The organism is Caballeronia sp. SBC1 (assembly GCF_011493005.1).
Classification (GTDB): Bacteria; Pseudomonadota; Gammaproteobacteria; order Burkholderiales; family Burkholderiaceae; genus Caballeronia.
In genome coordinates, this window is sequence record NZ_CP049156.1 from 2,604,777 (window position 1) to 2,627,935 (window position 23,159).

At 60.7% G+C, this 23,159-nt stretch carries 17 protein-coding genes; 7 read left to right on the forward strand and 10 right to left on the reverse strand.

Going from position 1 to position 23,159, the window contains the following annotated elements:
• The first annotated feature begins 535 nt into the window (after positions 1-535).
• The gene (locus SBC1_RS11465) at positions 536-2,677 is read left to right on the forward strand and encodes a bifunctional diguanylate cyclase/phosphodiesterase (protein WP_241201934.1); all 2,142 of its coding nucleotides are present in this window, start codon (positions 536-538) and stop codon (positions 2,675-2,677) included.
• A gap of 232 nt (positions 2,678-2,909) precedes the next feature.
• Entirely contained in the window at positions 2,910-4,385 is a 1,476-nt protein-coding gene (locus SBC1_RS11470) for an HDOD domain-containing protein (protein ID WP_165092086.1), read from the forward strand.
• 86 nt (positions 4,386-4,471) lie between these two features.
• On the opposite strand, the gene SBC1_RS11475 is transcribed toward SBC1_RS11470, so the two are convergent.
• Positions 4,472-4,921, reverse strand: coding sequence for a hypothetical protein (locus SBC1_RS11475; RefSeq protein WP_165987649.1), 450 nt, complete (start codon positions 4,919-4,921; stop codon positions 4,472-4,474).
• 199 nt (positions 4,922-5,120) lie between these two features.
• A complete protein-coding gene (locus tag SBC1_RS11480; RefSeq protein ID WP_165987650.1) occupies positions 5,121-6,776 on the reverse strand; it encodes a methyl-accepting chemotaxis protein in 1,656 nt (551 codons plus the stop codon).
• 320 nt (positions 6,777-7,096) lie between these two features.
• Here SBC1_RS11480 and SBC1_RS11485 point away from each other — a divergent pair, with 320 nt between their 5' ends.
• The 3 genes from SBC1_RS11485 (at position 7,097) to SBC1_RS11495 (ending at position 9,290) form a co-directional block, all read left to right on the forward strand.
• A complete protein-coding gene (locus SBC1_RS11485; RefSeq protein ID WP_165987652.1) occupies positions 7,097-8,341 on the forward strand; it encodes an MFS transporter in 1,245 nt (414 codons plus the stop codon).
• Between the two features lie 140 nt (positions 8,342-8,481).
• A complete protein-coding gene (locus SBC1_RS39800; RefSeq protein WP_243830203.1) occupies positions 8,482-8,787 on the forward strand; it encodes a hypothetical protein in 306 nt (101 codons plus the stop codon).
• Positions 8,766-9,290 carry an AlpA family transcriptional regulator gene (locus SBC1_RS11495; RefSeq protein ID WP_165092090.1) on the forward strand — a complete coding sequence of 175 codons (525 nt, stop codon included), beginning with the start codon at positions 8,766-8,768 and terminating at the stop codon, positions 9,288-9,290. Before SBC1_RS39800 ends, SBC1_RS11495 begins: the two co-directional genes overlap by 22 nt.
• A 12-nt stretch (positions 9,291-9,302) precedes the next feature.
• Here SBC1_RS11495 and SBC1_RS11500 read toward each other — a convergent pair whose 3' ends face one another.
• From SBC1_RS11500 to SBC1_RS11515, 4 genes are all read right to left on the reverse strand, one after another.
• Positions 9,303-11,195 carry a propionate--CoA ligase gene (locus tag SBC1_RS11500; RefSeq protein WP_165987654.1) on the reverse strand — a complete coding sequence of 631 codons (1,893 nt, stop codon included), beginning with the start codon at positions 11,193-11,195 and terminating at the stop codon, positions 9,303-9,305.
• A gap of 170 nt (positions 11,196-11,365) precedes the next feature.
• Positions 11,366-11,875 carry a hypothetical protein gene (locus SBC1_RS11505; protein WP_243830204.1) on the reverse strand — a complete coding sequence of 170 codons (510 nt, stop codon included), beginning with the start codon at positions 11,873-11,875 and terminating at the stop codon, positions 11,366-11,368.
• A 490-nt stretch (positions 11,876-12,365) separates the two neighbouring features.
• Positions 12,366-13,157: a 5'-methylthioadenosine/adenosylhomocysteine nucleosidase gene (locus SBC1_RS11510; RefSeq protein ID WP_165987656.1), complete on the reverse strand. Its 792-nt coding sequence runs from the start codon at positions 13,155-13,157 to the stop codon at positions 12,366-12,368.
• The gene (locus tag SBC1_RS11515) at positions 13,154-15,514 is read right to left on the reverse strand and encodes a UvrD-helicase domain-containing protein (RefSeq protein ID WP_165987658.1); all 2,361 of its coding nucleotides are present in this window, start codon (positions 15,512-15,514) and stop codon (positions 13,154-13,156) included. Before SBC1_RS11515 ends, SBC1_RS11510 begins: the two co-directional genes overlap by 4 nt.
• Positions 15,515-15,738: 224 nt before the next feature.
• Between SBC1_RS11515 and SBC1_RS11520 the strand changes: the two genes are divergently transcribed.
• Together SBC1_RS11520 and galU are read left to right on the forward strand one after the other, a co-directional pair.
• Entirely contained in the window at positions 15,739-18,621 is a 2,883-nt protein-coding gene (locus SBC1_RS11520) for a valine--tRNA ligase (RefSeq protein WP_165987661.1), read from the forward strand.
• A gap of 239 nt (positions 18,622-18,860) precedes the next feature.
• On the forward strand, positions 18,861-19,742 hold the full coding sequence (gene galU / locus SBC1_RS11525) for a UTP--glucose-1-phosphate uridylyltransferase GalU (RefSeq protein ID WP_062084603.1): 882 nt from the start codon (positions 18,861-18,863) through the stop codon (positions 19,740-19,742).
• Positions 19,743-19,839: 97 nt separating this feature from the next.
• On the opposite strand, the gene SBC1_RS11530 is transcribed toward galU, so the two are convergent.
• Genes SBC1_RS11530 through SBC1_RS11545 form a run of 4 tightly spaced genes read right to left on the reverse strand, consistent with a single transcriptional unit; the run spans position 19,840 to position 23,021 of the window.
• Positions 19,840-20,067, reverse strand: a complete 228-nt coding sequence (locus SBC1_RS11530) for a sulfurtransferase TusA family protein (RefSeq protein WP_062084604.1) — start codon at positions 20,065-20,067, stop codon at positions 19,840-19,842.
• Positions 20,068-20,120: 53 nt separating this feature from the next.
• Positions 20,121-21,140, reverse strand: a complete 1,020-nt coding sequence (locus tag SBC1_RS11535; RefSeq protein ID WP_165092095.1) for a Gfo/Idh/MocA family oxidoreductase — start codon at positions 21,138-21,140, stop codon at positions 20,121-20,123.
• Complete coding sequence (gene iolG, locus SBC1_RS11540) at positions 21,137-22,135, reverse strand: inositol 2-dehydrogenase (protein ID WP_165092096.1); 999 nt, start codon at positions 22,133-22,135, stop codon at positions 21,137-21,139. Before iolG ends, SBC1_RS11535 begins: the two co-directional genes overlap by 4 nt.
• Entirely contained in the window at positions 22,125-23,021 is an 897-nt protein-coding gene (locus SBC1_RS11545; RefSeq protein ID WP_165092097.1) for a MurR/RpiR family transcriptional regulator, read from the reverse strand. The genes iolG and SBC1_RS11545 overlap by 11 nt, the downstream gene beginning before the upstream one ends.
• Between the last annotated feature and the right edge of the window lie 138 nt (positions 23,022-23,159).

Sequence of the window (23,159 nt, forward strand, 5' to 3'; positions counted from 1 at the left end):
TACCAGCGATACCGCGCGCTCAATGCAATGAACGGCCGTCGCCGAAACCTCGCGCGACACGATGCGTGCGCTCAGCGCGTTCGATACGCCTAGCTTGGTGGCCGGCTCCGGCAATCGGCTTGGGGACGCAATCATGGCGTGCAGCAATGGAACGGTATTGACTGAATGGCAACCAGACAGCGGTGAGCTCGAATGGTTAGCTTGACGGGTAGGCTTAAGCGCTAGCTTAAGCATTCAACTCTCGGATTTAACTTACAGATTTACCTTACCGATTTACCTTACAAGCACGAAAGAACAATAAATGGCCGGACAGGGGCCGAACGATAGCTCAAAACGACCCTCTACGGCGCAACTCACCGGGTTCAGAACCTGCAACTATCAAGCCGCACTCTACCCCAAATCGCGATGTCGACAAATTGCGTCAAACCCGCTGCGGTCGTGGCTTGCGAGCGCACCGCTACTCCTCTAAAGAATTTCGGGGCATAACCGTTAACTTGCAAAGAACGCGTCCGACTCGCGGTTACCGGATCGTCTGGTGGCTTACGCCCGCATCGCCGGACCATCAACAGCCGATGCCCGATGCAGCGCGCTTGCCGGACAGCATGCGCCGCGCCGCTACCGGCCGGCGTGCAATCAGACAGGCTATAACCGAAACATGCCAGTAAAACGGACCCCCGCCCAGCGCTTGAACGCATGGCTCGCCCTAGCCGGCCAAATCAGCGCCGCCGCGCGCGCAAGCGCCCGCGCGCTGATCGCGACAACGAGCGCGACAATATTACCTAGCTGCATCGCCAAGTTCGCCATCGCGGAAGTAACCCCCGCCACCGTGCTGGCCACGGGTAGCCGCGATCCTCTGCCGTTCACGCTGCCCGGATCGATGCCGCACAGTGCTCGGGGGACCAAAACAGGACGGACCGCCCCAGCTTCGGCTTCGCCCGCGCCGCTTCATTTGTTACATCCGGCGGCGGTCAATGAAGCTGAACCTCGCCCAAGCATCGCCGCGGAAGCCACCCTTGCCGCCGTCGATCTCCTCGCGCAAGTGGATGCGTCGCTGCGGTTTTGCTATGTATCGGCGAGGAGCATCGAGTTCCTGGGTTATCACCGCGATTATCTGAGCTCGCTCACGTTGCACGAACTGGTGCCCTCGGCTGAAATCGATGAACTCGATGCGCTCGTCGCGCGTGCACAACAGAGCGGCAAGCTCGAGACCGCGACGCTGCATCTGCTGAAATCCTTGACCACGCCGATCCTCGTCGAACTGCGGGTCCTCGCGACGCACGCACAAGGTCTGCCCGGCTTCGCACTCGCCGCGTTTGAGGTTTCGCACTGGCGCGACCGCGAAACCGCGCTGCGGCACACGCTGCATCACGATTCGCTGACCGGCCTCGAGAACCTGACAGCGCTGAAGAGCGCACTCGATGCCGCCCAGGCCGAGGCCGTTCACACGGGCACGCATGCGGCGCTGTTGCTGGTGGACATAGACGATTTCCAGCGCATCAACCGTGCACTCGGCTACGACGCCGGCGACGACATGCTGCGCGAGACCGCGCGCCGCATTCAGCATGCAGCACGCGCCGGCGAGCGGGTGGCGCGCGTGGCCAGCGACGAATTCGCCGTGCTGTTCTCGGCCGGCACGTCGGCCGAGGCAGCCGCAGCGGCCGAGGATGTCGCGCGGCGGGTATTGAGCGCGATTGCGCAGCCCTACCGGTATCGCGGACAACATACGCATTTGTCGGCAAGCATTGGCGCGGCCATTTTCCCCGATGAAGTCGAGCACGCCAGCAGCAGCCTGCTGCGCATGGCAGACCACGCTCGGGCGCAGGCGAAGACCTCGGGCGGCAATATTGTCGTGTTCCACGTTCCCGACAACGACCCCCGCAACGCCGAGCGCCTGAACCTGGAAGCCGATCTTTACGAAGGCGTGCGCAACGGCGAGTTTTCGCTGCACTTCCAGCCGATCACCGAAAGCCGAAGCGGCAGCGTAGTCGGCGTCGAGGCGCTGATCCGCTGGCAGCATCCGGTACACGGCCTCGTACCGCCGACGGCCTTCATCCCGCTCGCGGAATCGATCGGCCTGATCAACTATCTTGGCAACTGGGTGCTCAAGGCCGCGTGCATGCAACTGGTGCAGTGGGACAGCGAAGGTTTCGTGCTGGACTATGTCTCGGTGAACGTCTCGCCGCAGCAATTCCGCGACAAGCGTTTTACGCAGAACGTGAAGGAGGCGCTGCAACTGACGGGCCTCGATCCGAGCCGGCTCGTGTTCGAAATCACGGAAAGCCTGCTGATGCATGATCCGGAAGAAGCCACCCGCCTGCTCGAAACACTGGCCGCGCTTGGCATTGCGTTCGCCGTCGATGACTTCGGCACCGGCTATTCCAGCTTGTCCTATCTGCAGCGCTTCCCGCTTTCAAAGCTGAAGATCGACCGCAGCTTTATCGAAAACCTGCTGACTTCGCGTAATAACCGGGCGATCGTGGCTGCGGTCGTGGGCCTGGCAAAATCGTTGGGGCTCGAACTCGTGGCGGAAGGCGTGGAGACAGAAGCGCAGCGCGAACTGTTGATCGAGATGGGCTGTGACCAGATCCAGGGATGGCTGATCAGCAAAGCCCTGCCCGCCGGCGAACTCATGCGTTGCTTTCAGGATAAAACGCTCTTTCTCCAGGCGCCTTTATAAGATACCGTCACGTTTTTGCATCGGCAGGGGCCAAGGACCGGTCCTACTGCAGCGCTTCATTAATGGTCTGCTGTAAAGCTTCCGTGTGAGCGCGCCGTTATAAGGTTCATGCAGAGGGTTTATGCAGAATTCATGCGGGCTTTTTTCTGCGCATTACACTTCGACCCAGGTCGACGATTCAAGCCGTTCCGGGCACCCGGTCCGGAACGCGTAAGGCATTGACACCAATCGCATGGCAAGCAATTCCAAAGCCGAATTACTGGACAAGCTGTGGGGCCGCATGAGCGAGCGTGGAGACTTTCCGATGCTCTCCCAAGCGCTGCGCACCACTGTGTCCGCAATGAGCGACGACGACCTGGACTTTACCGCCCTGGTCCAGGTCGTTCTGTCCGACTTCGGCCTTACGCAGAAGGTGTTGCGCCTCGCCAACTCCGCGATGTACATCTCGTTCGGTGGCAACATCACCACCGTGACGCGCGCGTTGATGGTGCTGGGCATGGACGCGGTCGGACACTTGGTGGTCGGGCTGAAACTGGTCGATCACTTTCATCAGAGCGCGCCACGGCGCATTGACGCCAAGCTCGAACTGAACCGCACGCTGCTGTCCGGCACCGTTGCGCGGCAAGTGACCGAGCGCAGCGAGTTCCGGGCGTCGGAAGAAGCGGTGGTCTGCACTCTGATGCGTCAGATCGGCAAGCTGCTGGTGGCGTTTTATCTGGAGACCGAGTGGGATCAGTTGCGCCGCAAGGCCACGGCCGAGCAGATCAGCGACAGCCTCGCGTGCAGCACATTGCTCGGCGTCACCTTCGAGGAAATCGGCATGGAAGCCGCGGACCGCTGGCGCCTGCCGGAAACTATCCGCACCGGCATGCTGACCCGCGACCCGCTCGCTCCTATCGATGAAAAAACGCCACGCCACGTGCGCTGGCTGCAGGCCGTCACAAACTATTCCACCGAAGTCGCCGATGCGCTCACCGCGCAGCATGTCGACGAGACACATCGCGAGACTTCGCTGGTGGACATCGCGAACCGCTACAGCCGCGCGTTGCTGACCGATGCCGCAACGCTCGCCGCGATGAGTCTCGCGCTCGCGAACGAAGACTCGAACGACGGCGTGATGCGTGAGATTGTGGAACTGCGCGCGAACGCCGATGCCATCGCGCGCGCGGGGTTATCGGCGGAAGCGCGGATTGCCGCGGGCCTTGATGACTTGCGATCGCTGCCGTCGAAGAACGCGCTGGGCGCGGTGCTTGCGCTGGCGTCCGAAGCGGTGCTTGCCGGACTCGGATTTTCGCGCACGGTGGTATTCGTGCGCCAGTCCAACAATGAGTTCCACGCGCGGCTCGGACTTGGGGCGGGCGTGGACACGCTGCTGCCGTCGCTGACATTTCCCGCAGCGTTCGAGCCGGACGTGTTTCATCTGGCGATCTCGAACCCCGTTGGGATTTTTATCGAGAATGCTCGCGATCCGCGGATTGAAGCCCGCTTGCCGCGCTGGTTCAAACCTTCATTCGGCGATGCCCACGCGTTCGTGCTGTTACCCGTGAAGGCAAACGGCTCGACGGTGGCCATGCTTTATGGCGACTGGACACAAGCGCAGCACGTGCGCAAGATCACGCAGCTGGAAATGGCCGCGCTGAACGAACTCATGCGCGAACTAAGCCGTTTTTTTTCTAACGCGGACTGGAAGGAAGTGGAGTTGCTTTAGCGCTTTTTGTGCTTCAACCGACGCGCTGCCGATTCATGATCACGAACCGGCAGCGCGGCGGCGAGGTGCTCGCCTTAAGCTCTTCCTCACTCGCGCCAGAGTATTGCCACCGCCTGATCGCCGTACTTCACGATGTACCCGCCGTGCTCGCGCTGCCATTCACGCGCGGCGCCAGCACCGGCAAACCACACCTTCTCGTAGTCGCCAAAAGCGCCTGCATCGAAGCGGTATCGATCGATGACGGCGGGCTCGCGCGTGTCAAGCACGGGCTTGCACGCGTCCCAGCCGAAATGACCCAGCTCGACCGCCAGCATGTTCAATACGTGTTTGAGCTGAACTTCAGCGCGCGTTTTGTGAAGCTCCGCGAGCGTCTCGGCGCGGGTGACGCCCGCTGCGAGCAGGCGGCGCAAGACGGGCATCGCCATGCTCGTGTCGTCTGCGTGAGCGCGACGAAGCAGCCGGCGCGCGTGGCGTCGAAGAAATTCGGTGTTGGTGAGACCGGAATTGGCAAAACTGGGACAGGATGTTGACCACATGACGTTTCTCCTTGTTGCGCCGTTCTCGCTGCGGCTAAAGGTTCAACGTTGCGGTTTATCCAGATGAAGCGATAACGCATGACAGGTGTTTTCACTTTCGCGAGACTGGGCGCCCTGCCGCGCCCGTCGCGAATTCTAGAACAAAGGCTTGCGGTTCAGCAAGCCTGCGTTCGTCGATTAACGTGCATACCGTGTTGCATCACGCGAGTTGAAACTTCCCGACCAATTGTTTCAACGCGTGCGCCTGATCATCCAGCGACTGAGCCGCGGCCGCGGCCTGCTCAACCAGCGCCGCGTTCTGCTGCGTGCCCGCGTCCATTTGTGTGACGGCGAGATTGATTTCCTCGATACCGCTGCTTTGCTCCGCCGACGCCGCCGAAATCTCGCCCATGATGTCCGTCACGCGTTTGACCGCCTTCACGACCTCGTCCATGGTCGCGCCGGCTTCGTGAGCGAAGGTCGAGCCATCGGAAACACGCGCCACCGACGCGTGGATCAAGCCCTTGATCTCCTTCGCTGCCGCCGACGATCGTTGCGCGAGGTTCCGCACTTCGCCTGCGACTACTGCGAACCCGCGCCCTTCTTCACCAGCCCGCGCCGCTTCAACGGCTGCATTGAGCGCGAGGATATTCGTCTGGAACGCGATGCCCTCGATTACCCCGATGATGTCGCCAATACTCTTCGCGCTTGCGTTGATCTGCTCCATGGTCGCCACCACGCGTCCGACCACCACGCCGCCCTTCTCCGCAATCTCCGAAGCGTTGTAAGCCAGCGAACTCGCCTGCTTCGCGTTCTCGGCATTCTGGCGCACGGTGGACGTCAACTCCTCCATGCTCGACGCCGTCTTTTCCAGCGCGACGGCCTGTTGCTCCGTGCGCTGCGACAAGTCCACGTTGCCCTGCGAGATTTCGCTGGACGCCGAGGCGATCGCTTCCGCGCTGGCCGCGATTTCGCCGACCGTCGCCGATAAATCCTTCTGCATGCCTGAGAGCGCGTGCAGCATGCTGGTGTTGTCGCGCTTCGCGATCGAGATGCGGTTCGACAGGTCGCCCGCCGCGATCCGGCTCGCGATTTCCATCGCATAGACCGGTTCGCCGCCAAGCTGTCTCGCGAGCCGCCGCACGACCCATTCGCCCACCGCGAACGCCAGCACGATCAGCACGAGCGTCAGCACGGCAACCATCACAAACGACTCGTGATAGATGAAAGCCGCCGAATCGATCGTCGCCTTCGCCGCCGCGCCACGCTGTTCGATGAGCGCATTCACGAGCTTTTCCAGCTTGCCCGTCGCCACCAGCAGCGAGACATCCATGATGCCCACCTGCCAGTTCATCTGCGACAGATCGAGCGGTTGCTCCTTCACCAGTTTGACGAAGGCACGCAGGTCGGTGCTCCACGCGCCAACCGACGTCGCCAGGCGCTTCTGGTCACCCGTCGGGTCCGCGTAGTTTTGCAGGTTATGTTGCCCACGGCCAATATCGGCTAGCGCGTGCTCGATGTCCGCGCCCAGTTCGTCGCGCTCCTTCGCGGTGGTCGCGGTAAGCAGCATCTTTTGCGAGCGGCTCGCACGCAGCACGGCGCTGCGCAGTTCTTCAACGTCCCGGCTGGCGACATACCCCTCGCGATAAATGGATTCTGTCGAACCGTTGAGACGGCTGATCTGCGTCAGCGCAATCACGCCGATAACCAGCGTGCCGACCAGCAACAACGCGAACGCGAGGCGGAGCGTTGCCTTGACAGACAACGACCGGCCGCTCGTGCCGGCGATCTTGGCCATCGCCCGGGCGGCGGCCTTGGCGCCCCCGTCGGGAATAAATCCAGCGCCGGAATTGCCCGGTAGCGAAAACGGTTTCATCTAATGAATTCCCCAGTTTGATTGGCATCGCGCGGCCTGCTTCTTGGGCGGGGCGCACGGCTACATCAATGGTCTACGGCGGGAAATGGCGCTTCTTTAGACGTGTTTTCCCGACATGTTGCAAACTTGTGTCCCTCTCACCAAAAGCAGGCGTGCACGCGCCAGGTGTGTGCAAAATGCTGTCCGTTTCGCGACAAAGTTTGGCCGGACAATGCGTACAGGACACATTAAAATTATCAGCAAATAGCGCCTCCGGTGCGCTTTTGACGCGTTTCTGACACATAACGAAATACGCCGAGAGTCAACTTCCAGCCATCATCATGCAGACAAGTATCGATAAAACCGCGCTCGGCGCGGCACCCGCCTTGAGCCCTGCCATACCGCGCACAGCCTTCTCCGTGCTCGGCGCGATCAGTTTTGCGCATTTGCTCAACGACATGATCCAGTCGCTGATCCTCGCTATTTATCCAATGTTCAAAAGCGAGTTTTCGTTGTCGTTCGGGCAAATCGGCTTGATTACGCTGACCTACCAGATCACGGCTTCGCTGTTGCAGCCGCTGGTCGGCTTATACACGGACAAACATCCGAAACCGTATTCACTGCCGGTCGGCATGGGCTTTACGTTGTCCGGATTGTTGCTGATGTCGATGGCCGGAAGCTTTCCGGTATTGCTGGTGGCCGCGGCCCTCGTCGGATGCGGATCGTCGATATTCCATCCCGAGTCTTCGCGAGTGGCGCGCATGGCGTCAGGCGGGCGGCACGGACTTGCGCAGTCGGTGTTCCAGGTCGGCGGCAATGCGGGCAGTTCCCTCGGACCCCTGCTGGCCGCGTTGGTCGTGATGCCGCATGGGCAACGCAGCATTGCGTGGTTCTCGGCTGCGGCACTGCTTGCCATCATCGTGCTGGCCAACATTGGCCGCTGGTACCAACGTCACCCGGCAGTGAAGAAGGCGCGTGCATCGGCTGCGGTGTCGGCATTGCCGCGTAATAAGGTCTTGCTCGCCATGACGGTCCTGATGCTGCTTGTCTTCTCGAAGTACTTTTATCTGGCGAGCATCAGCAGCTACTTCACGTTTTATCTCATCAGCAAGTTTCATTTGCCCGTGGAAACCGCGCAGGTGCATTTGTTCTGGTTCCTCGCGGCGGTGGCGGTAGGCACGATCGTGGGCGGTCCCGTGGGCGACAAGATCGGCCGCAAGGTGGTGATCTGGGTATCCATTCTGGGCGTCGCGCCGTTCACCCTGATGTTGCCGTTTGCAAACCTGTTCTGGACCGGCGTGTTGTCAGTGGTGATCGGGCTGATCCTGGCATCGGCGTTCTCGGCCATTTTGGTTTATGCAACTGAACTGATTCCGGGCAAGGTCGGCATGGTGGCGGGATTGTTTTTTGGGTTTGCGTTCGGCATGGGCGGCATTGGCGCAGCAGTCCTTGGCCATCTGGCTGACGCGACGAGCATCGACTATGTCTATAAGGTTTGTTCGTTCCTGCCGCTGATCGGAGTCCTGACGATCCTGCTGCCAAATACCCGGGATGCAAAGGAAAAAACGGTAACGGCAAAAGCGTAATGATCACGGTCATGTGAGCAGGACACACAGTCGACCGACGAACGCGCAACTCTAAAACGAGTTTTCGTTTCGACGTTCCAGGCGCCCCGCAAGGTTGTCACTTGACAACCTTGCGGGGCGCCTCTACTATGGGGCTAGCGATGACTCGATCACAGCATCAGAAGAAGGAAATTGAAGAAGCATTGCGGCACGCGGAAACGCATGGCTGGCGCGTCGAACAAGGAGGAAGCCATGCCTGGGGACGGATTTATTGCCCATACAACGCGGCCGAGTGCCGCTGCGGCGAATTCTGTATTACCAGTGTGTGGAGTACGCCTAAAAATGCGGTGAATCATGCGCGAGCCATCAAGCGCGTGGTCGACAACTGCACGTTTCAGTCGAACAAGGTTTCCGGACAATCAACGGTCTCAATTAAGGCAACGCCATGGAATACACGTTCACATTGAAGTACCGCTTATCGGACAGCGACTGCGATCACGAAGCGTTGATCGGACGTCTCGGCGCCGCAGGATGCGACGACGCATTGATCGGTGTGGGTCAGCCGGGCCGGATTGCACTGGCATTTACGCGGGAGGCGGACAGCGCGCAAGCGGCATTGATGAGCGCCTTGAAGGACGTCAAGTCGGCCATTCCGTCGGCAGCGCTAGTGGAAGCGTCACCGGATTTTGTCGGCCTGACCGACGTCGCCGACGCAATCGGCGTAACGCGTCAAAACATGCGCAAGTTAATGCTCACGAACTCGGATACCTTTCCATCGCCCGTGCACGAGGGCAGCACCGCCATCTGGCATCTGGCGGAAGTCATGGACTGGCTCAAGGCAAAAGGCTCGTACCAGCTTGAGCAAGCGGTTCACGAAGTTGCGGAGACAACCATGCAAGTCAATCTCACGAAAGAGGCGCAGCGACTCACGCCCCGGGCGGAGCGTGAGTTGCGCGCTTTGGTGAAATAAACGGAAGAGCCGTTACCGCGTCAAGGCCTCCTTCACCTGCACCAAGGCCCCGGCATCCTCGATCATTGGCAGATCGCCGGGGTCCCGCCCTTCAGCCAACGCAGCAATCGCGCGTCGTAGTAACTTGCCCGACCGTGTCTTGGGCAACATCGCCAGGAAATGGACTCTGGCGGGACGAGCGATCGCACCCAAATGTGCATCCACGCTTCGACAAAGTTCACCTTCAAGCGCTTCACGGGCGCCCGCTGCCTCCAACGCCTGGGCATCGCGTAAAACAACGAAGGCCAGTGCGACTTGCCCTTTCACCGAATCAGCCACGCCGACCACCGCCACTTCGGCCACGGCCCGATGACTGCTTATCGCCTCTTCTATCTCACGCGTGCCCAGCCGATGCCCCGCCACGTTGATCACGTCGTCCGTGCGCCCGAGGATCGATACGTAGCCCTCGTCATCGGTCACGCCCCAGTCGAAGGTCGAATACAGTTGCTGCCCCGGCACACTTTGCCAATACGTCTTCACGAAGCGTGAATCGTCGCCCCATACCGTCTGCATGCAACCCGGCGGCAACGGATAGTCAAGCGTGATCACTCCCTTCTCGCCCGGCGCACAGATCTCGCCGGTTGCCTCGTTTCGCACGGTCAATGCAAAGCCCATCGACGGTACGCCCGGCGATCCGAGCTTCGGCGGCAATGCTTCAATTCCTCGTGGAATCGCGAGCATCGGCCAGCCGGTTTCGGTCTGCCAGTAGTTATCGACGACCGGCTTTTTCAATGCACCCTGAATCCACTGCGCCGTGGGTTCATCCAGCGGCTCACCGGCCAGGAATAACGTGCGCAGGCTAGACAAATCCGCCTGCTCCATCAGCTTCGGGTCCTGCTTCTTGAGCACGCGCAACGCGGTTGGCGCGGTGAACATCAGGTTGATCTTGTGCTGCTCGATGATCCGCCACCAGATACCGCCATCGGGGCGAATCGGCGTGCCTTCGTACATGACCGTTGTCAGGCCGGCAATCAGCGGTGCATAGATGATGTAGCTGTGCCCGACCACCCAGCCCACATCCGACGCAGTCCACATGGTGTCGCCAGGCTTGCCCTGGAAGATATGTTCCATCGATGCCGCCAGCGCGACCGCATACCCGCCCACGTCGCGTTGCACGCCCTTTGGCTTGCCGGTCGTCCCCGACGTATAGAGCACGTACGACGGTTCATTCGATTCGAGCCAGACGCACGGGATGTGAGCCTCGAAGAACTGTTCACGCAACGGCTCGTAGGAAACCAGATACGGCGCCTGCAAGCGTTCGGGTGCAAGCTGGCGGTCGATCAACAATACCTTCGGCACCTTATGCGTGGCACGCGCCAGCGCTTCGTCCACGAGCGGCGTGTAATCGATCACCTTGCCCGCACGCGCGCCGGCGTCGGCGGTCACGATCAGCACGGGCGTGGCGTCATCAATACGCGCCGCCAGGCTCGGCGCCGCGAAGCCGCCGAACACGACCGAATGGATCGCACCGAGCCGCGCGCAGGCGAGCATCGCAAACAGGGCTTCGGGAATCATCGGCAGATAGATCAGGACACGCTCGCCCTGGTTCACGCCGAGCGAGCGCATAACGGCGGCCATGCGGTTCACTTCGGCGTGCAACTCGGCATAGGTGTAGCGCCGCTCGATGCCCGTTTCCGTCGATACATACACCAGCGCGTTTTGCTGAGCGCGCGCGGCCAGATGCCGGTCGACGGCGTTGTAGCAAAGATTGGTCTTGCCGCCGACAAACCAGCGCGCGAACGGCGGATTGCTGCGATCAAGCACTTGCTGGAACGGCGTTTCCCAATGGATACGCCGCGCCTGTTCGCCCCAGAACGATTCCGGATCTTCAATCGAACGGCGGTGAGCTTCACGATAAGTCGGCATTCGAACCCCTGTCTGGTAGCGGAACGCCGCGCCTGAATTCACGTTCAAGCGCGGGCAAATTGCTCCTGAGCATAGTTCAGGCCGTGGGGCGCTGCTAGAGAGGGACGGCCCTGAGTCAGCACATAAGCGCCGGCTCCAGACATTGTTTCAACAGAGGCCGCAATGCGCCGCTACGGCATCTGTAAGCGCGGCTTATCGGTTGATCGGGATTTCTCCAGATCGCTTGCCGAATGCTTGAGCAACACGGGAGCGAGCTCGCCGGCCACTCGCATGCTGGACACCACGACCATTCGCACGCCGCTGCCTTGCGTCGCGGCGCGCACGGCTTCCCGCGTCGACGCCCGCGCTTCTATCCTCGGCTCGATCACAATGAATCCGCGGCAAAAAAGTGCGAGCGTGTCCCGGTGCGAGCGCAGCCAGGCGCTGCGCAGGCGCGTGTCATCGGCGGTTTCATTGGCGTCGTGTTCCGACACGATCACAAACGCCGTTTTCAGCGATAACAGCCGCCGCATCTCGGCGCCCCAGCCGAACGCATAGCCCGGCTGTACTGCGCACCGTCGCAAGCGCACAAGCGGAAAGCGGCTGGCGTCGTGCATGCGTTGATCGGGTACATCGGACGCGTCAATAACGAGCGCGGACGGGCTGGTGGACTTAACCAAGGATGATGGGGTGGCAATCACAGCGGTCTCGTACTCCAGAAATTCATGGCTAATGCAAGATTTGCGACTATCGGACGACGTGAAAACCGGGGTGGCCGGGGCCGTCGAGTCCCGGCGATATCACTTATCGGCTGCGCCGCTGCGGCGAGCCATGCGCGGCGCGTGGTCTCGATCACCCGTGCGGCGTTCGCGGACATTGCGCGCTGTGCCCGGCTGGAGTCGGGCGTCGTTTCGGTCATGTGGACCTCCTGTCGTCCGAATCATTGTAATTGCGAATCATTCTCACTTACAAGGGAGAATTTTGGGGAGCGAGTCGGGGGGAGAAGCGAAGGGATGGCCGGACGGGCAGCGGTGCTGGAGGCGGCGGCATGCAGAAGATGGCGCTCACCCACCCCGCTGCGGCGATAAGACGCTTGTGAGGATGCGGTGATTTAGCGTCAATTCCGGCGCCTTAAAGAAGGCGCCGATCCGCCCATGGACGGGAGAGTCTAAACGCTGACGAAAGCGGCGTTCAGGAAGGAAGGCTTGCGTCGCCCGTGGAAGCCCACGCAGCCAGAAACCGCCGCAGGATTCCCGACGAATAGGTGCCGCCCAGCGCATGCAGGAACTCGATGAAGGATTCGGGCGCGTCGGCGTCGGCCGTATCCGACACCGTGCGCACGATCGCGCACCGGACACCGTGCTCGAAACACACTTGCGCGAGCGCGGCGCCTTCCATCTCGACCGCCAGCGCATCGGGCAACGCTGCACGCAGCGCATTCACCTCGTCATGACTCGATACAAACCGGTCGCCGCTCACGATCAATCCACGATGCAATTGCGGCGGATGCACGCCGAAACGCGTTTCCAACGCGGCATGTTCATCGGCGAGAAAGGCGCTGCATGCATCCGCCAGCGCGGTATTCAACGTGGCGTCGCCTGGGAAACTGGCCATGCCCAGCAAGGGCACTTCAAAGCGCGGAAATAACGGCGATGCATCGAGATCGTGCTGCATCAGTGTTTCACCAATCACGATATCGCCTACACGCACGTCGGCACGAACGCCGCCAGCCACACCAGTGAACACAATGGCGTCAACATCGAACACGTGGATCAACGCGCTCGCGGTCGCCGCCGCGGCCACCTTTCCGACACGCGCGAGCGTGACCACGCACGGCACCCCATGCGCGATGCCAACGTGATACTCGCGCCGCCCGATGGTTTCGGTACGCACCTCACCGGCCGCGTGCATCGATTCGATCAGGTCGCCCAGTTCCTGCGGCAATGCGGCCATGATGCCGAGACGGTTCACGCTCGCGTTCATTCCACCGCCTGCAACTTCGCAACTGCCAGCGCGAGCCACTTCTCGCCGTGACGCTTGAAACGGACTTGAGCGCGGGCATCGGCGCCCGCACCTTCGAGTCCGATCACCGTGCCCTCGCCAAACTTGTTGTGAAACACCGGCTGACCGACCTTGAAACCGGTGTCGGCGGCGCGCTGGCTGTTGGCGAACGCGGGCAGCGGCTTGCCGGCATCGGGATCGGTGTAGGCCGCGCGTTCCTTGTCGGGCCGCGCGAACCAGTCACGGCCCCATCCGGCGTTATCCGGCCGGCCGCCCCACCGCGCGCCGGGCTCCACCTTCGGTGTCAGCCATTTGAGCGAGTCTTCCGGGAGTTCATCGAAGAAACGGGAACGAATGTTGTAGCGCGTCTGGCCATGCAACATCCGGCTCTGCGCAAACGACAGATACAGCCGCTCCTTCGCCCGCGTAATCGCCACGTACGCCAGCCGCCGCTCCTCTTCGAGCCCGTCACTTTCCTGCGCACTGTTCTCGTGTGGGAAAAGCCCTTCCTCCAGGCCCGTGATGAAAACCGCCATGAATTCAAGGCCCTTGGCCGCGTGCACCGTCATGAGTTGCACGGCGTCCTGGCCGGCTTGCGCCTGGTTATCACCGGCTTCGAGCGAAGCGTGCGACAGGAAACCAGCCAGCGGCGTCATGGTGTCGGGATTTTGGGCAGGATCGGCGGAACTTTCAGGATCGAGCACGTCGACGGCCGGATCGTCGGTCGCCAAGCCGATTTCCGGCGTGTTCGTCGCACCCGGGCGAAGCGGAATGGAACGCGCGGGGGTATCGAGCCCGTAGCCCTCCTCCTGCACGAATGCGGCTGCGGCGTTCACCACTTCCTGCAAGTTCTCCAGCCGGTCCTGACCTTCGCGCTCGTTCTCGTAATGCGTCGCGAGCCCGCTCGCGCGAACCACGTATTCCACGGTTTCCGGCAGGCTCATCTGCTGCGTTTCGGCGCGCATCCTGGCGATCAGTTGCGCAAACGCGCCGATGCTCGAACCTGCCTTGCCCGTCACATACGGAACAGCGGCGGCCATCGAACAGTTGTAGAGGCGCGCGGCATCGGCGAGTTGCTCGATCGACCTTGCACCGATCCCGCGCGTCGGAAAATTCACGACGCGGGCGAACGCGGTATCGTCGTTCGGGTTGTCGATCAGGCGCAGGTACGCCAGCGCGTGCTTCACTTCCTGGCGCTCGAAGAACCGCAAGCCGCCATACACGCGATACGCAATGCCCGCGTTCACCAGCGTATGTTCAATGGTCCGCGACTGCGCGTTGCTTCTATACAGGATGGCGATTTCGCCGCGCGCAGCGCCTGCATGGATCATCGCCTTGATCTCCTCGACAATCCACGCCGCCTCCTGCGTATCGGTCGCGGCCTCGTACACGCGCACGGGTTCGCCGTGGCCGGCGTCCGTACGGAGATTCTTGCCGAGGCGCCGCGAATTCTTCGCAATCAGGAAGTTGGCGGTATCGAGAATATGGCCATGTGAGCGGTAGTTCTGCTCCAGCTTGATCATGTTGCGCACGTGGTACTCGCGCTCGAAGTCGTGCATGTTGCCGACGTTCGCGCCACGGAACGCGTAGATGGACTGATCGTCGTCGCCAACCGCGAAGATGGCGTTGTGCTCTCCGGCCAGCATTTTCAGCCACGCGTATTGCAGCTTGTTCGTGTCCTGGAACTCATCCACCAGGATGTTGCGAAAGCGCGCCTGATAGTGCGCGCGCAGCGGCGGATTGTGCGCGAGCAGTTCGTAGCAGCGCAGCAGCAGTTCGGGGAAATCGACCACGCCTTCGCGCTGGCATTGCTGCTCATACGCCGCGTACAACTCGACGAACTTCATGTTGAAGGAATCGGTCGCGTCGACGTCTTTCGGGCGCAGACCCTGTTCCTTGGCGTTGTTGATGAAGTGCTGGAGATTTTTAGCCGGATATTTCTCGTCGTCGATATTCAGGCCCTTCATCAGCCGTTTGATCGCTGACAACTGGTCGGCGGTATCGAGGATCTGGAAGGTTTGCGGCAGGCCCGCGTCGCGAAAATGTGCGCGCAGCATGCGGTTGCACAGGCCGTGAAAGGTGCCGATCCACATGCCGCGCGTGTCGATAGGCATCATCGCGGTCAGGCGCGCCATCATTTCCTTGGCGGCCTTGTTGGTGAAGGTGACGGCGAGAATGGTCGTAGGCGAGGCGAACCCCTGCTGGATCAGCCAGGCAATACGCGTGATGAGTACGCGCGTCTTGCCGCTACCCGCGCCCGCGAGGATAAGCGCCGGCTCGTTCGGCAGCGTGACGGCGGCTAGTTGTTCAGGGTTCAGATTGGCGAGCAGATCGGGCATGAGGGAGTTTTCCGGTGGGACAGGTATTATAAATCGGCGGGGGAGTGGTCGTTGGCACTTGGGTTTTGGACCGGCTCGCTCGTTACGGCTCGCCGGCATCTGTACGCCCCTCAAACAGAATCCCGCGTGCGAACGAAGAACCTTCGCGCCGACCCCGCCCTGTCTACGCCTTATAATTCCCCGACCCCCGCTTCTTTTACGCATTTTTCGGCAGATCCCACCCCATGAGTGACAACACGAGTGACAACACGCTTGCGAAGAGTTTCGAGCCCCAGAACATCGAGTCCCATTGGGGCCCGGAATGGGAAAAGCGCGGCTACGCTGCGCCGACTCTGATCGAAGGCAAAAAAGATTTCTCGATCCAGCTCCCGCCGCCGAACGTCACCGGCACGCTGCACATGGGTCACGCGTTCAACCAGACCATCATGGACAGCCTCACCCGCTACCACCGCATGCTCGGCGAAAACACGCTTTGGCTGCCTGGAACGGATCACGCAGGGATCGCCACGCAGATCGTGGTGGAACGGCAACTCGACGCACAAGGCGTATCGCGCCACGATCTCGGCCGCGAAGAATTCCTGAAACGCGTCTGGGAATGGAAACAGAAATCCGGCTCGACCATCACGGGCCAGGTGCGCCGCCTGGGCGCGTCTATCGACTGGTCGCGGGAATATTTCACGATGGACGACAAAATGTCGCCCGTCGTGCTCGACGTGTTCGTCACGCTGTACAAGCAAGGCCTGATCTATCGCGGCAAACGGCTGGTGAACTGGGACCCGGTACTCGGCACCGCCGTCTCGGACCTGGAAGTCGCCAGCGAAGAAGAAGCCGGCAGCCTCTGGCACATCCAGTATCCGCTGCCGGACGGCTCCGGCCACGTGACGGTCGCCACCACACGCCCGGAAACCATGCTCGGCGACACCGCCGTGATGGTCCACCCGGAAGACGAGCGCTACGCGCACCTGATCGGCAAGACGGTCATGCTGCCGTTGTCGAACCGGGAAATTCCGGTGATCGCAGACGATTACGTGGATCGCGAGTTCGGCACGGGCGTGGTCAAGGTAACGCCCGCGCATGACTTCAACGACTATCAGGTCGGCTTGCGCCACAAGTTGCCGATGATCGAGATTCTCACGCTCGACGCCAAGATCAACGACAACGCGCCGGAAAAGTATCGCGGCATGGACCGTTTCGACGCACGCAAGCAGATCGTCGCCGACCTGGAAGCGCTCGGCCTGCTGGAATCCGTCAAGCCGCACGCGCTGATGGTGCCGCGCGGCGACCGCACGGGCGTGGTGATCGAGCCCATGCTCACCGACCAATGGTTTGTCGCCATGAGCAAGCCGGCGCCGGAAGGCACGTTCCATCCGGGCAAATCGATCGCTGAAACCGCGCTCGACGTGGTCCGCAACGGTGAAATCAAGTTCGTCCCGGAAAACTGGTCGACGACCTATTACCAATGGCTCGAAAACATCCAGGACTGGTGTATCTCGCGTCAGCTCTGGTGGGGCCATCAAATTCCGGCCTGGTACGGCGATAACGGCGAAATCTTCGTGGCGAAGACCGAAGAGGAAGCCCGCGCGGAAGCCACGGAAAAAGGCTACACCGGCGCGCTCAAACGCGATGACGACGTGCTCGACACGTGGTTTTCATCGGCGCTCGTACCGTTTTCTTCGCTCGGCTGGCCCAACGAGACGCCGGAGCTCAAGCACTTCCTGCCTTCCTCGGTGCTCGTGACGGGTTTCGACATCATCTTCTTCTGGGTCGCCCGGATGGTGATGATGACCACGCATTTCACCGGCAAGGTCCCTTTCGACACCGTCTACGTCCACGGTCTCGTGCGCGACGCGGAAGGCCAGAAGATGTCGAAGAGCAAGGGCAATACGCTCGACCCGATCGATATTGTCGATGGTATCGACCTGGAAACGCTCGTCTCCAAGCGAATTACCGGCCTGATGAACCCGAAACAAGCCGAGAAAATCGAGAAAAAAACCCGCAAGGAATTCCCCGACGGGATTCAGCCGTTCGGCACGGACGCGTTGCGTTTCACGATGGCGTCCATGGCTACGCTCGGTCGCAATGTGAATTTTGATCTGGCAAGGTGCGAGGGATATCGTAATTTTTGCAATAAGCTGTGGAATGCTACCCGCTTTGTGCTGATGAATACCGAAAGCCACGACTGTGGTTTCGGCAAGCCGGAGGAATGCGAGGCAGGCGATTGCGGACCGGGTGGATACCTCCACTTCTCCCCGGCGGACTTCTGGATCGTGTCGCTTTTGCAGCGCGTGGAAGCCGAGGTGGAAAAGGGTTTCGCCGACTACCGGTTCGACAACGTGGCGAGCGCAATCTACAAATTCGTCTGGGACGAGTATTGCGACTGGTATCTGGAATTGGCCAAGGTGCAGATTCAGACCGGCACGCCCGAACAGCAGCGCGCCACGCGCCGCACCCTCCTTCGCGTGCTGGAAACGGTGCTGCGCCTGGCGCATCCGGTGATCCCGTTCATCACGGAAGCCTTGTGGCAGAAGGTCGCACCGCTGACGGACATGTATCCGCAAGCCACGCAAGACGGCCAAACCGCATCTATCATGATTCAACCTTACCCGGTCGCACAGCCGTCTAAAATTGATGAATCGTCTGAACAGTGGGCGGCCGAACTGAAGGCCATTATCGATTCATGTCGTAATCTGCGCGGCGAGATGAATCTGTCGCCGGCGGTCAAAGTGCCGCTGCTGGCAACAGGTGACGAAGCGCGGCTCAAATCATTCGCGCCCTATGTCCAGGCGCTGGCGCGTTTGTCGGAAGTAAAGATCATTTCCGACGAATCCGCGCTCGACGCAGAGGCAAGTGGCGCGCCAGTTGCTATTGTAGGAACGAACAAGCTGGTGTTGAAGGTCGAAATCGACGTCGCGGCTGAACGCGAACGGCTCACGAAGGAAGTGGACCGCCTTACGCAGGAAATCGCAAAGGCTCGTGTGAAGCTGGAAAACGAGAGTTTCGTGGCGCGCGCGCCGGCCGCAGTGGTCGAGCAGGAGCGCAAACGGCTGGCGGAATTCGAATCGACTTCTGACAAGTTGAAAGCGCAGTTGTCGCGGCTCCCGGCGTAGACGGTTTCGGTGGCCTCAGCCAGCCCAAGCGTGGCCGGCTGAGGCTGAAAAAACGCCGAAAAAGGCCAGAAAGCAACCGATCGCTTGTTCCGCCGTATAGCAAAGTGCGTGTTTTTGCTTGAAGAATTAATCTCGCCGCACTTTTTTATCAACGCATCAACCTGCATCATGGCATCTGCTTCCATGCCCACCGTTTCAGGCTTGACGTTTAAACACGATAAGAGGATCAGGGTCATCAAATGCTAAAAGTTACGAAAGCGGTTTTCCCGGTTGCGGGTCTCGGCACCCGATTCCTCCCCGCGACCAAGGCCAGCCCGAAGGAAATGCTGCCCGTCGTCGACAAACCGCTGATTCAATACGCGGTCGAAGAGGCCATGGCCGCCGGCATCACGGAGATGATCTTCGTGACGGGCCGCAGCAAGCGCGCGATCGAGGATCACTTCGACAAATCGTATGAGATCGAAGCCGAGCTGGAAGCGCGCGGCAAGCAAAAGCTGCTCGATCTCGTGCGCAGCATCAAGCCGAGCCACGTGGATTGTTTTTATGTGCGTCAGGCTGAGGCGCTTGGTCTCGGCCACGCCGTGCTGTGCGCGGAAAAGCTGGTGGGCGACAACCCGTTTGCCGTGATTCTTGCGGATGACTTGTTGTACGGCACACCGCCGGTAATGACGCAAATGATCGAGGTGTTTGATCACTATCACAGCTCGGTGATCGGCGTGGAGGAGATCCCGGCTCAGGATTCCAAGTCGTACGGCGTGATCGACGGGAAAGAGTGGGAAGACAATATCTTCAAGCTGTCGGGCATTGTGGAAAAGCCGGAACCTGAAGTTGCACCGTCGAATCTGGGCGTGGTCGGGCGGTACGTGCTGAAGCCGCGCATCTTCGATCACATCCGTGCATTGAAGCCGGGCGCAGGCGGCGAACTGCAATTGACGGACGCAATCCAGTCGTTGCTCGCTGACGAACAAGTGCTTGCGTACAAGTATCACGGCACGCGTTTCGATTGCGGCAGCAAGCTTGGATATTTGAAAGCAACGGTGGAATTCGCACTGCGCCATCCGGAAGTGGCGAAGGATTTCCAGGAATACCTGAACACGCGTTCGCCGCATCTGCTCGGCTAAACGCTAACGCCTAAGCCGCCAGCAGGCTGGTTTTACGGCCGTAAAAAAAATGCCTCTGGTTGAAAACCAGGGGCATTTTTTATTGGCCTTTCGTCGATCAGCGGCGTCGCATGAGGAAAGTGAACACCTTGTCGTGCGACGTCGATTCCACCAGCTCATTGCCCGTCTGCTTCGAAAACGCGGCAAAGTCGCGTTGCGAACCCGGATCGGTCGCCAGTACTTTCAATATCTGACCGCTCTGCATATCGGCCAGCGCCTTCTTCGCCCGTAGGATGGGCAACGGGCACGTCAGCCCGCGCGCATCGACTTCCTTGTGCACTTCCATCGAATTGAGCCTTGTTCGAACCCGCTTATAAGAATTCGATTTTACCCCAGTGCCTAAAGATTCACCGCCTGGCCTTTAGTCAGGGACTCCCGCATCGCAATGCCAATGCGCGTGGCTTCGCGCGCGTCATCAAGCGTCAAGCCCGTGGCGGGGCCTCCGCTCAGCGACGCCACGAACACCTCCGCTTCGTGCAGGAACGCTTGCTCGAAGCGCTCGAAGAAGGTTGGCGTGCATTCGTTGCGGATGCCGCCGGCATCGTAGATTTCCACGCGATTCGCCCGCGGATTGTGTCCCACCGATAGCGCCCCACCCGTCCCGATCACTTCCGTCTGGGTATCGTGGCCGTGGGCGCTGGTCCGCGATGCCTGGAACACCGCCAACCGGCCGCCCTCGAATTCGACGATGGCAACACCATTGTCGATATCGCCGCATTCCGCCAGCCCTTCGTGGATCGCGATCGTGCCGCTGGCGAATACGCGCGTCGCGCGCGGGTTACCCAGCATCCAGCGGGCGAGATCGATGTCATGGACGCTGCAATCGAGGAACAGACCACCCGATGTCGGCGCGAAACGGACAAAAAAGCCATCGGGATCGTTCTTGTCGACGGTCTGCGAACGGACCATGAACGGCCGGCCGATCGCGCCTTCCTGGATCTTGTTGAAAGCGTCGCGATAGCTGGCATCGAAACGGCGCACGAAGCCGATCATCACCTGAAGATGCGGAAAGCGCGCGCTTTCTTCAATCACGCGATCACACTGCGCCAAGTCCAGCGACAACGGTTTTTCGCAGAACACATGCTTGCCTGCGCGCAACGCCGCGATGATCTGGTCAGCATGCAGCGAAGTCGGTGTGACGAGCCAGACGGCATCGAGCGATGCGTCTTTCAGCATCGATTCGTAGTCGTCGTAGAGCTTGAGTTCCGGCAAGTTAGCGCCCGCCCACTCGCGTTCTGCCGCGACCGGACTGCACGCCGCCGCGAGCGTCGCACCCGGAACATGCCACGCGAGGTTACGTGCGTGGCGCTGGCCGAGTCGGCCCAAGCCAACGATCCCAATCCGAACGGGCGCTTTCATGCCGCCCCCAGCTTGATGATCGTGCCTTCGCGCCAGGACCGCGTAGCCGCCTCGGCGAGTTCCAACGCTTTCAGGCCATCCGCGACCGTCGTGCGAACCGGCTTGCCTTCCTGGACGGCATCGAAGAAATGAGCGATTTCGAGCGCGTAAGCCGCGCGATATCGCTCAAGAAAAAACGCTTCCGGCACATCGTTCGAAACCGCCGTCTTTGAATACGCCGTGACTTCAGTCGGACGTACATTGCCGGCTTGCAGCATGCCTTGGCTGCCGAGCAATTCGAAGCGCTGGTCATATCCGTACGCTGCGCGTCGCGTTGTGTTGATCTGGCACAAGCGGCCGCGTTTGGTACGGATCGTCACAGCCGTTGAATCGATATCGCCCGCCTCCGCAATCGCCGGGTCCGTCAGGCAGCTTCCGGTTGCGTGCAGCGTGTCGGCTTCATCGTCGAGCATCCAGCGGAAGATATCGAAGTCATGGATCAGCATGTCTTTGAAAATGCCGCCCGAATGCTTGATGTATTCCACCGGCGGCGCGCCCGGATCGCGGCTCGTGATCACCAGCATTTCTGGATCGCCGATTTCACCCGCCTCCACGCGCGCCTTCAATGCCGCGAAGGTCGGATCGAAACGGCGCTGAAAGCCGATCATGCAGACCACGCCGGCTTTTGCGACGGCATCGGCGCAAGCGCGTGCGCGCGCAAGCGTCAGGTCCACCGGCTTTTCGCAGAACACATGCTTCTTTTGCGCCGCCGATTTCAGGATCAGGTCAGCGTGCGTGTCCGTGCTTGAACATACGACGGTCGCGCCTATCGATGCATCGCCGAGCGCGCCTTCCACATCGGCGACTTGCGCACCGTGAAGCGCAGCCAAGGCGGCGGCGGCTTCTTTGTTAACATCGACTACGTACTTCAGACGTACACCCGGCTGCTTCGCCAGGTTCGCCGCGTGGATCTTGCCAATCCGCCCTGCTCCGAACACCGCCACATCAATCGTCATAGCCGCCTGTCTCCCTTGATTCTTCTACGTTCAGTTCAAGCCGGTACGCAAGCGCGATAAACAGCGCCTGGCACAGGCAGATCGTGCTCGTGAGCGAACGGAACGCGAACGCGCTGCCTTCCTTCACGAACAAATGCGCACTCGCGTGCCGCGCGAGCGGCGAAAGCTGGCCATCGGTAATCACCAATGTCTTGGCGCCGTGGTGCTGCGCGGCGCGCACGCAATACTGCGTTTCCTTGCCATACGGCGCGAAGCTGATCGCGACCACCACATCGCCCTTCTTCACGCTGCGGATCTGCTCGCGATACATGCCGCCGAAGCCCGACACCAGATGCACGCGTTTCGCCGTGTGCTGCAGCGCGTAGACGATATAACTCGCCACCGGAAACGAGCGCCGCACGCCGACCACGTAGATGTTCTCGGCCTGCTCCAGCATCTTCACGGCGGCTTCGAACTGGACATCGTCGAGACCCGCTTCGAGTTCCTCCAGCCCGCTCCGGCTCGCCGCGATAAATTCGCGCGCCACCGATCCGCCCGACAACTTGCCCGGCTTTTCGTCGATGAGTTTGCGGATGCGCTGCTGATAGCTCTGCGCGGAACCGCTCTGGCCGGTGTAGGCCTGCTTGAAGATTGCCTGGAGGTCAGAGAAGCCCGAGAAGCCGAAGCGCTGCGCGAAGCGCACGACAGCCGAGGGATGCACGCCGCACGCGCTGGCGATGTCGCCGGTGCGATCCATCATCACGTTGCTGCGATGCTGTTCGATGTACGTCGCCACGCTTTTAAGCTGGCGCGGCAACGCGTCGTACGCCTCGGTGATCCGCTGCATCAGTTCATCGACTGTCTGGATCTCGGTCGTCTCTTGGGGGTCTTGCGTGTCTTCCTGCATGCCGTGCTCGTGGTTTGTTCTGTATTCGATGCAACTGATTATAGATACCTGACCGAACAAATGGAATTATTTTTCCAAACTTCTAATAGTTAAACTTCCTATTGCAGATTGACGAAACTTGTCCTAATCTTGGTCGTG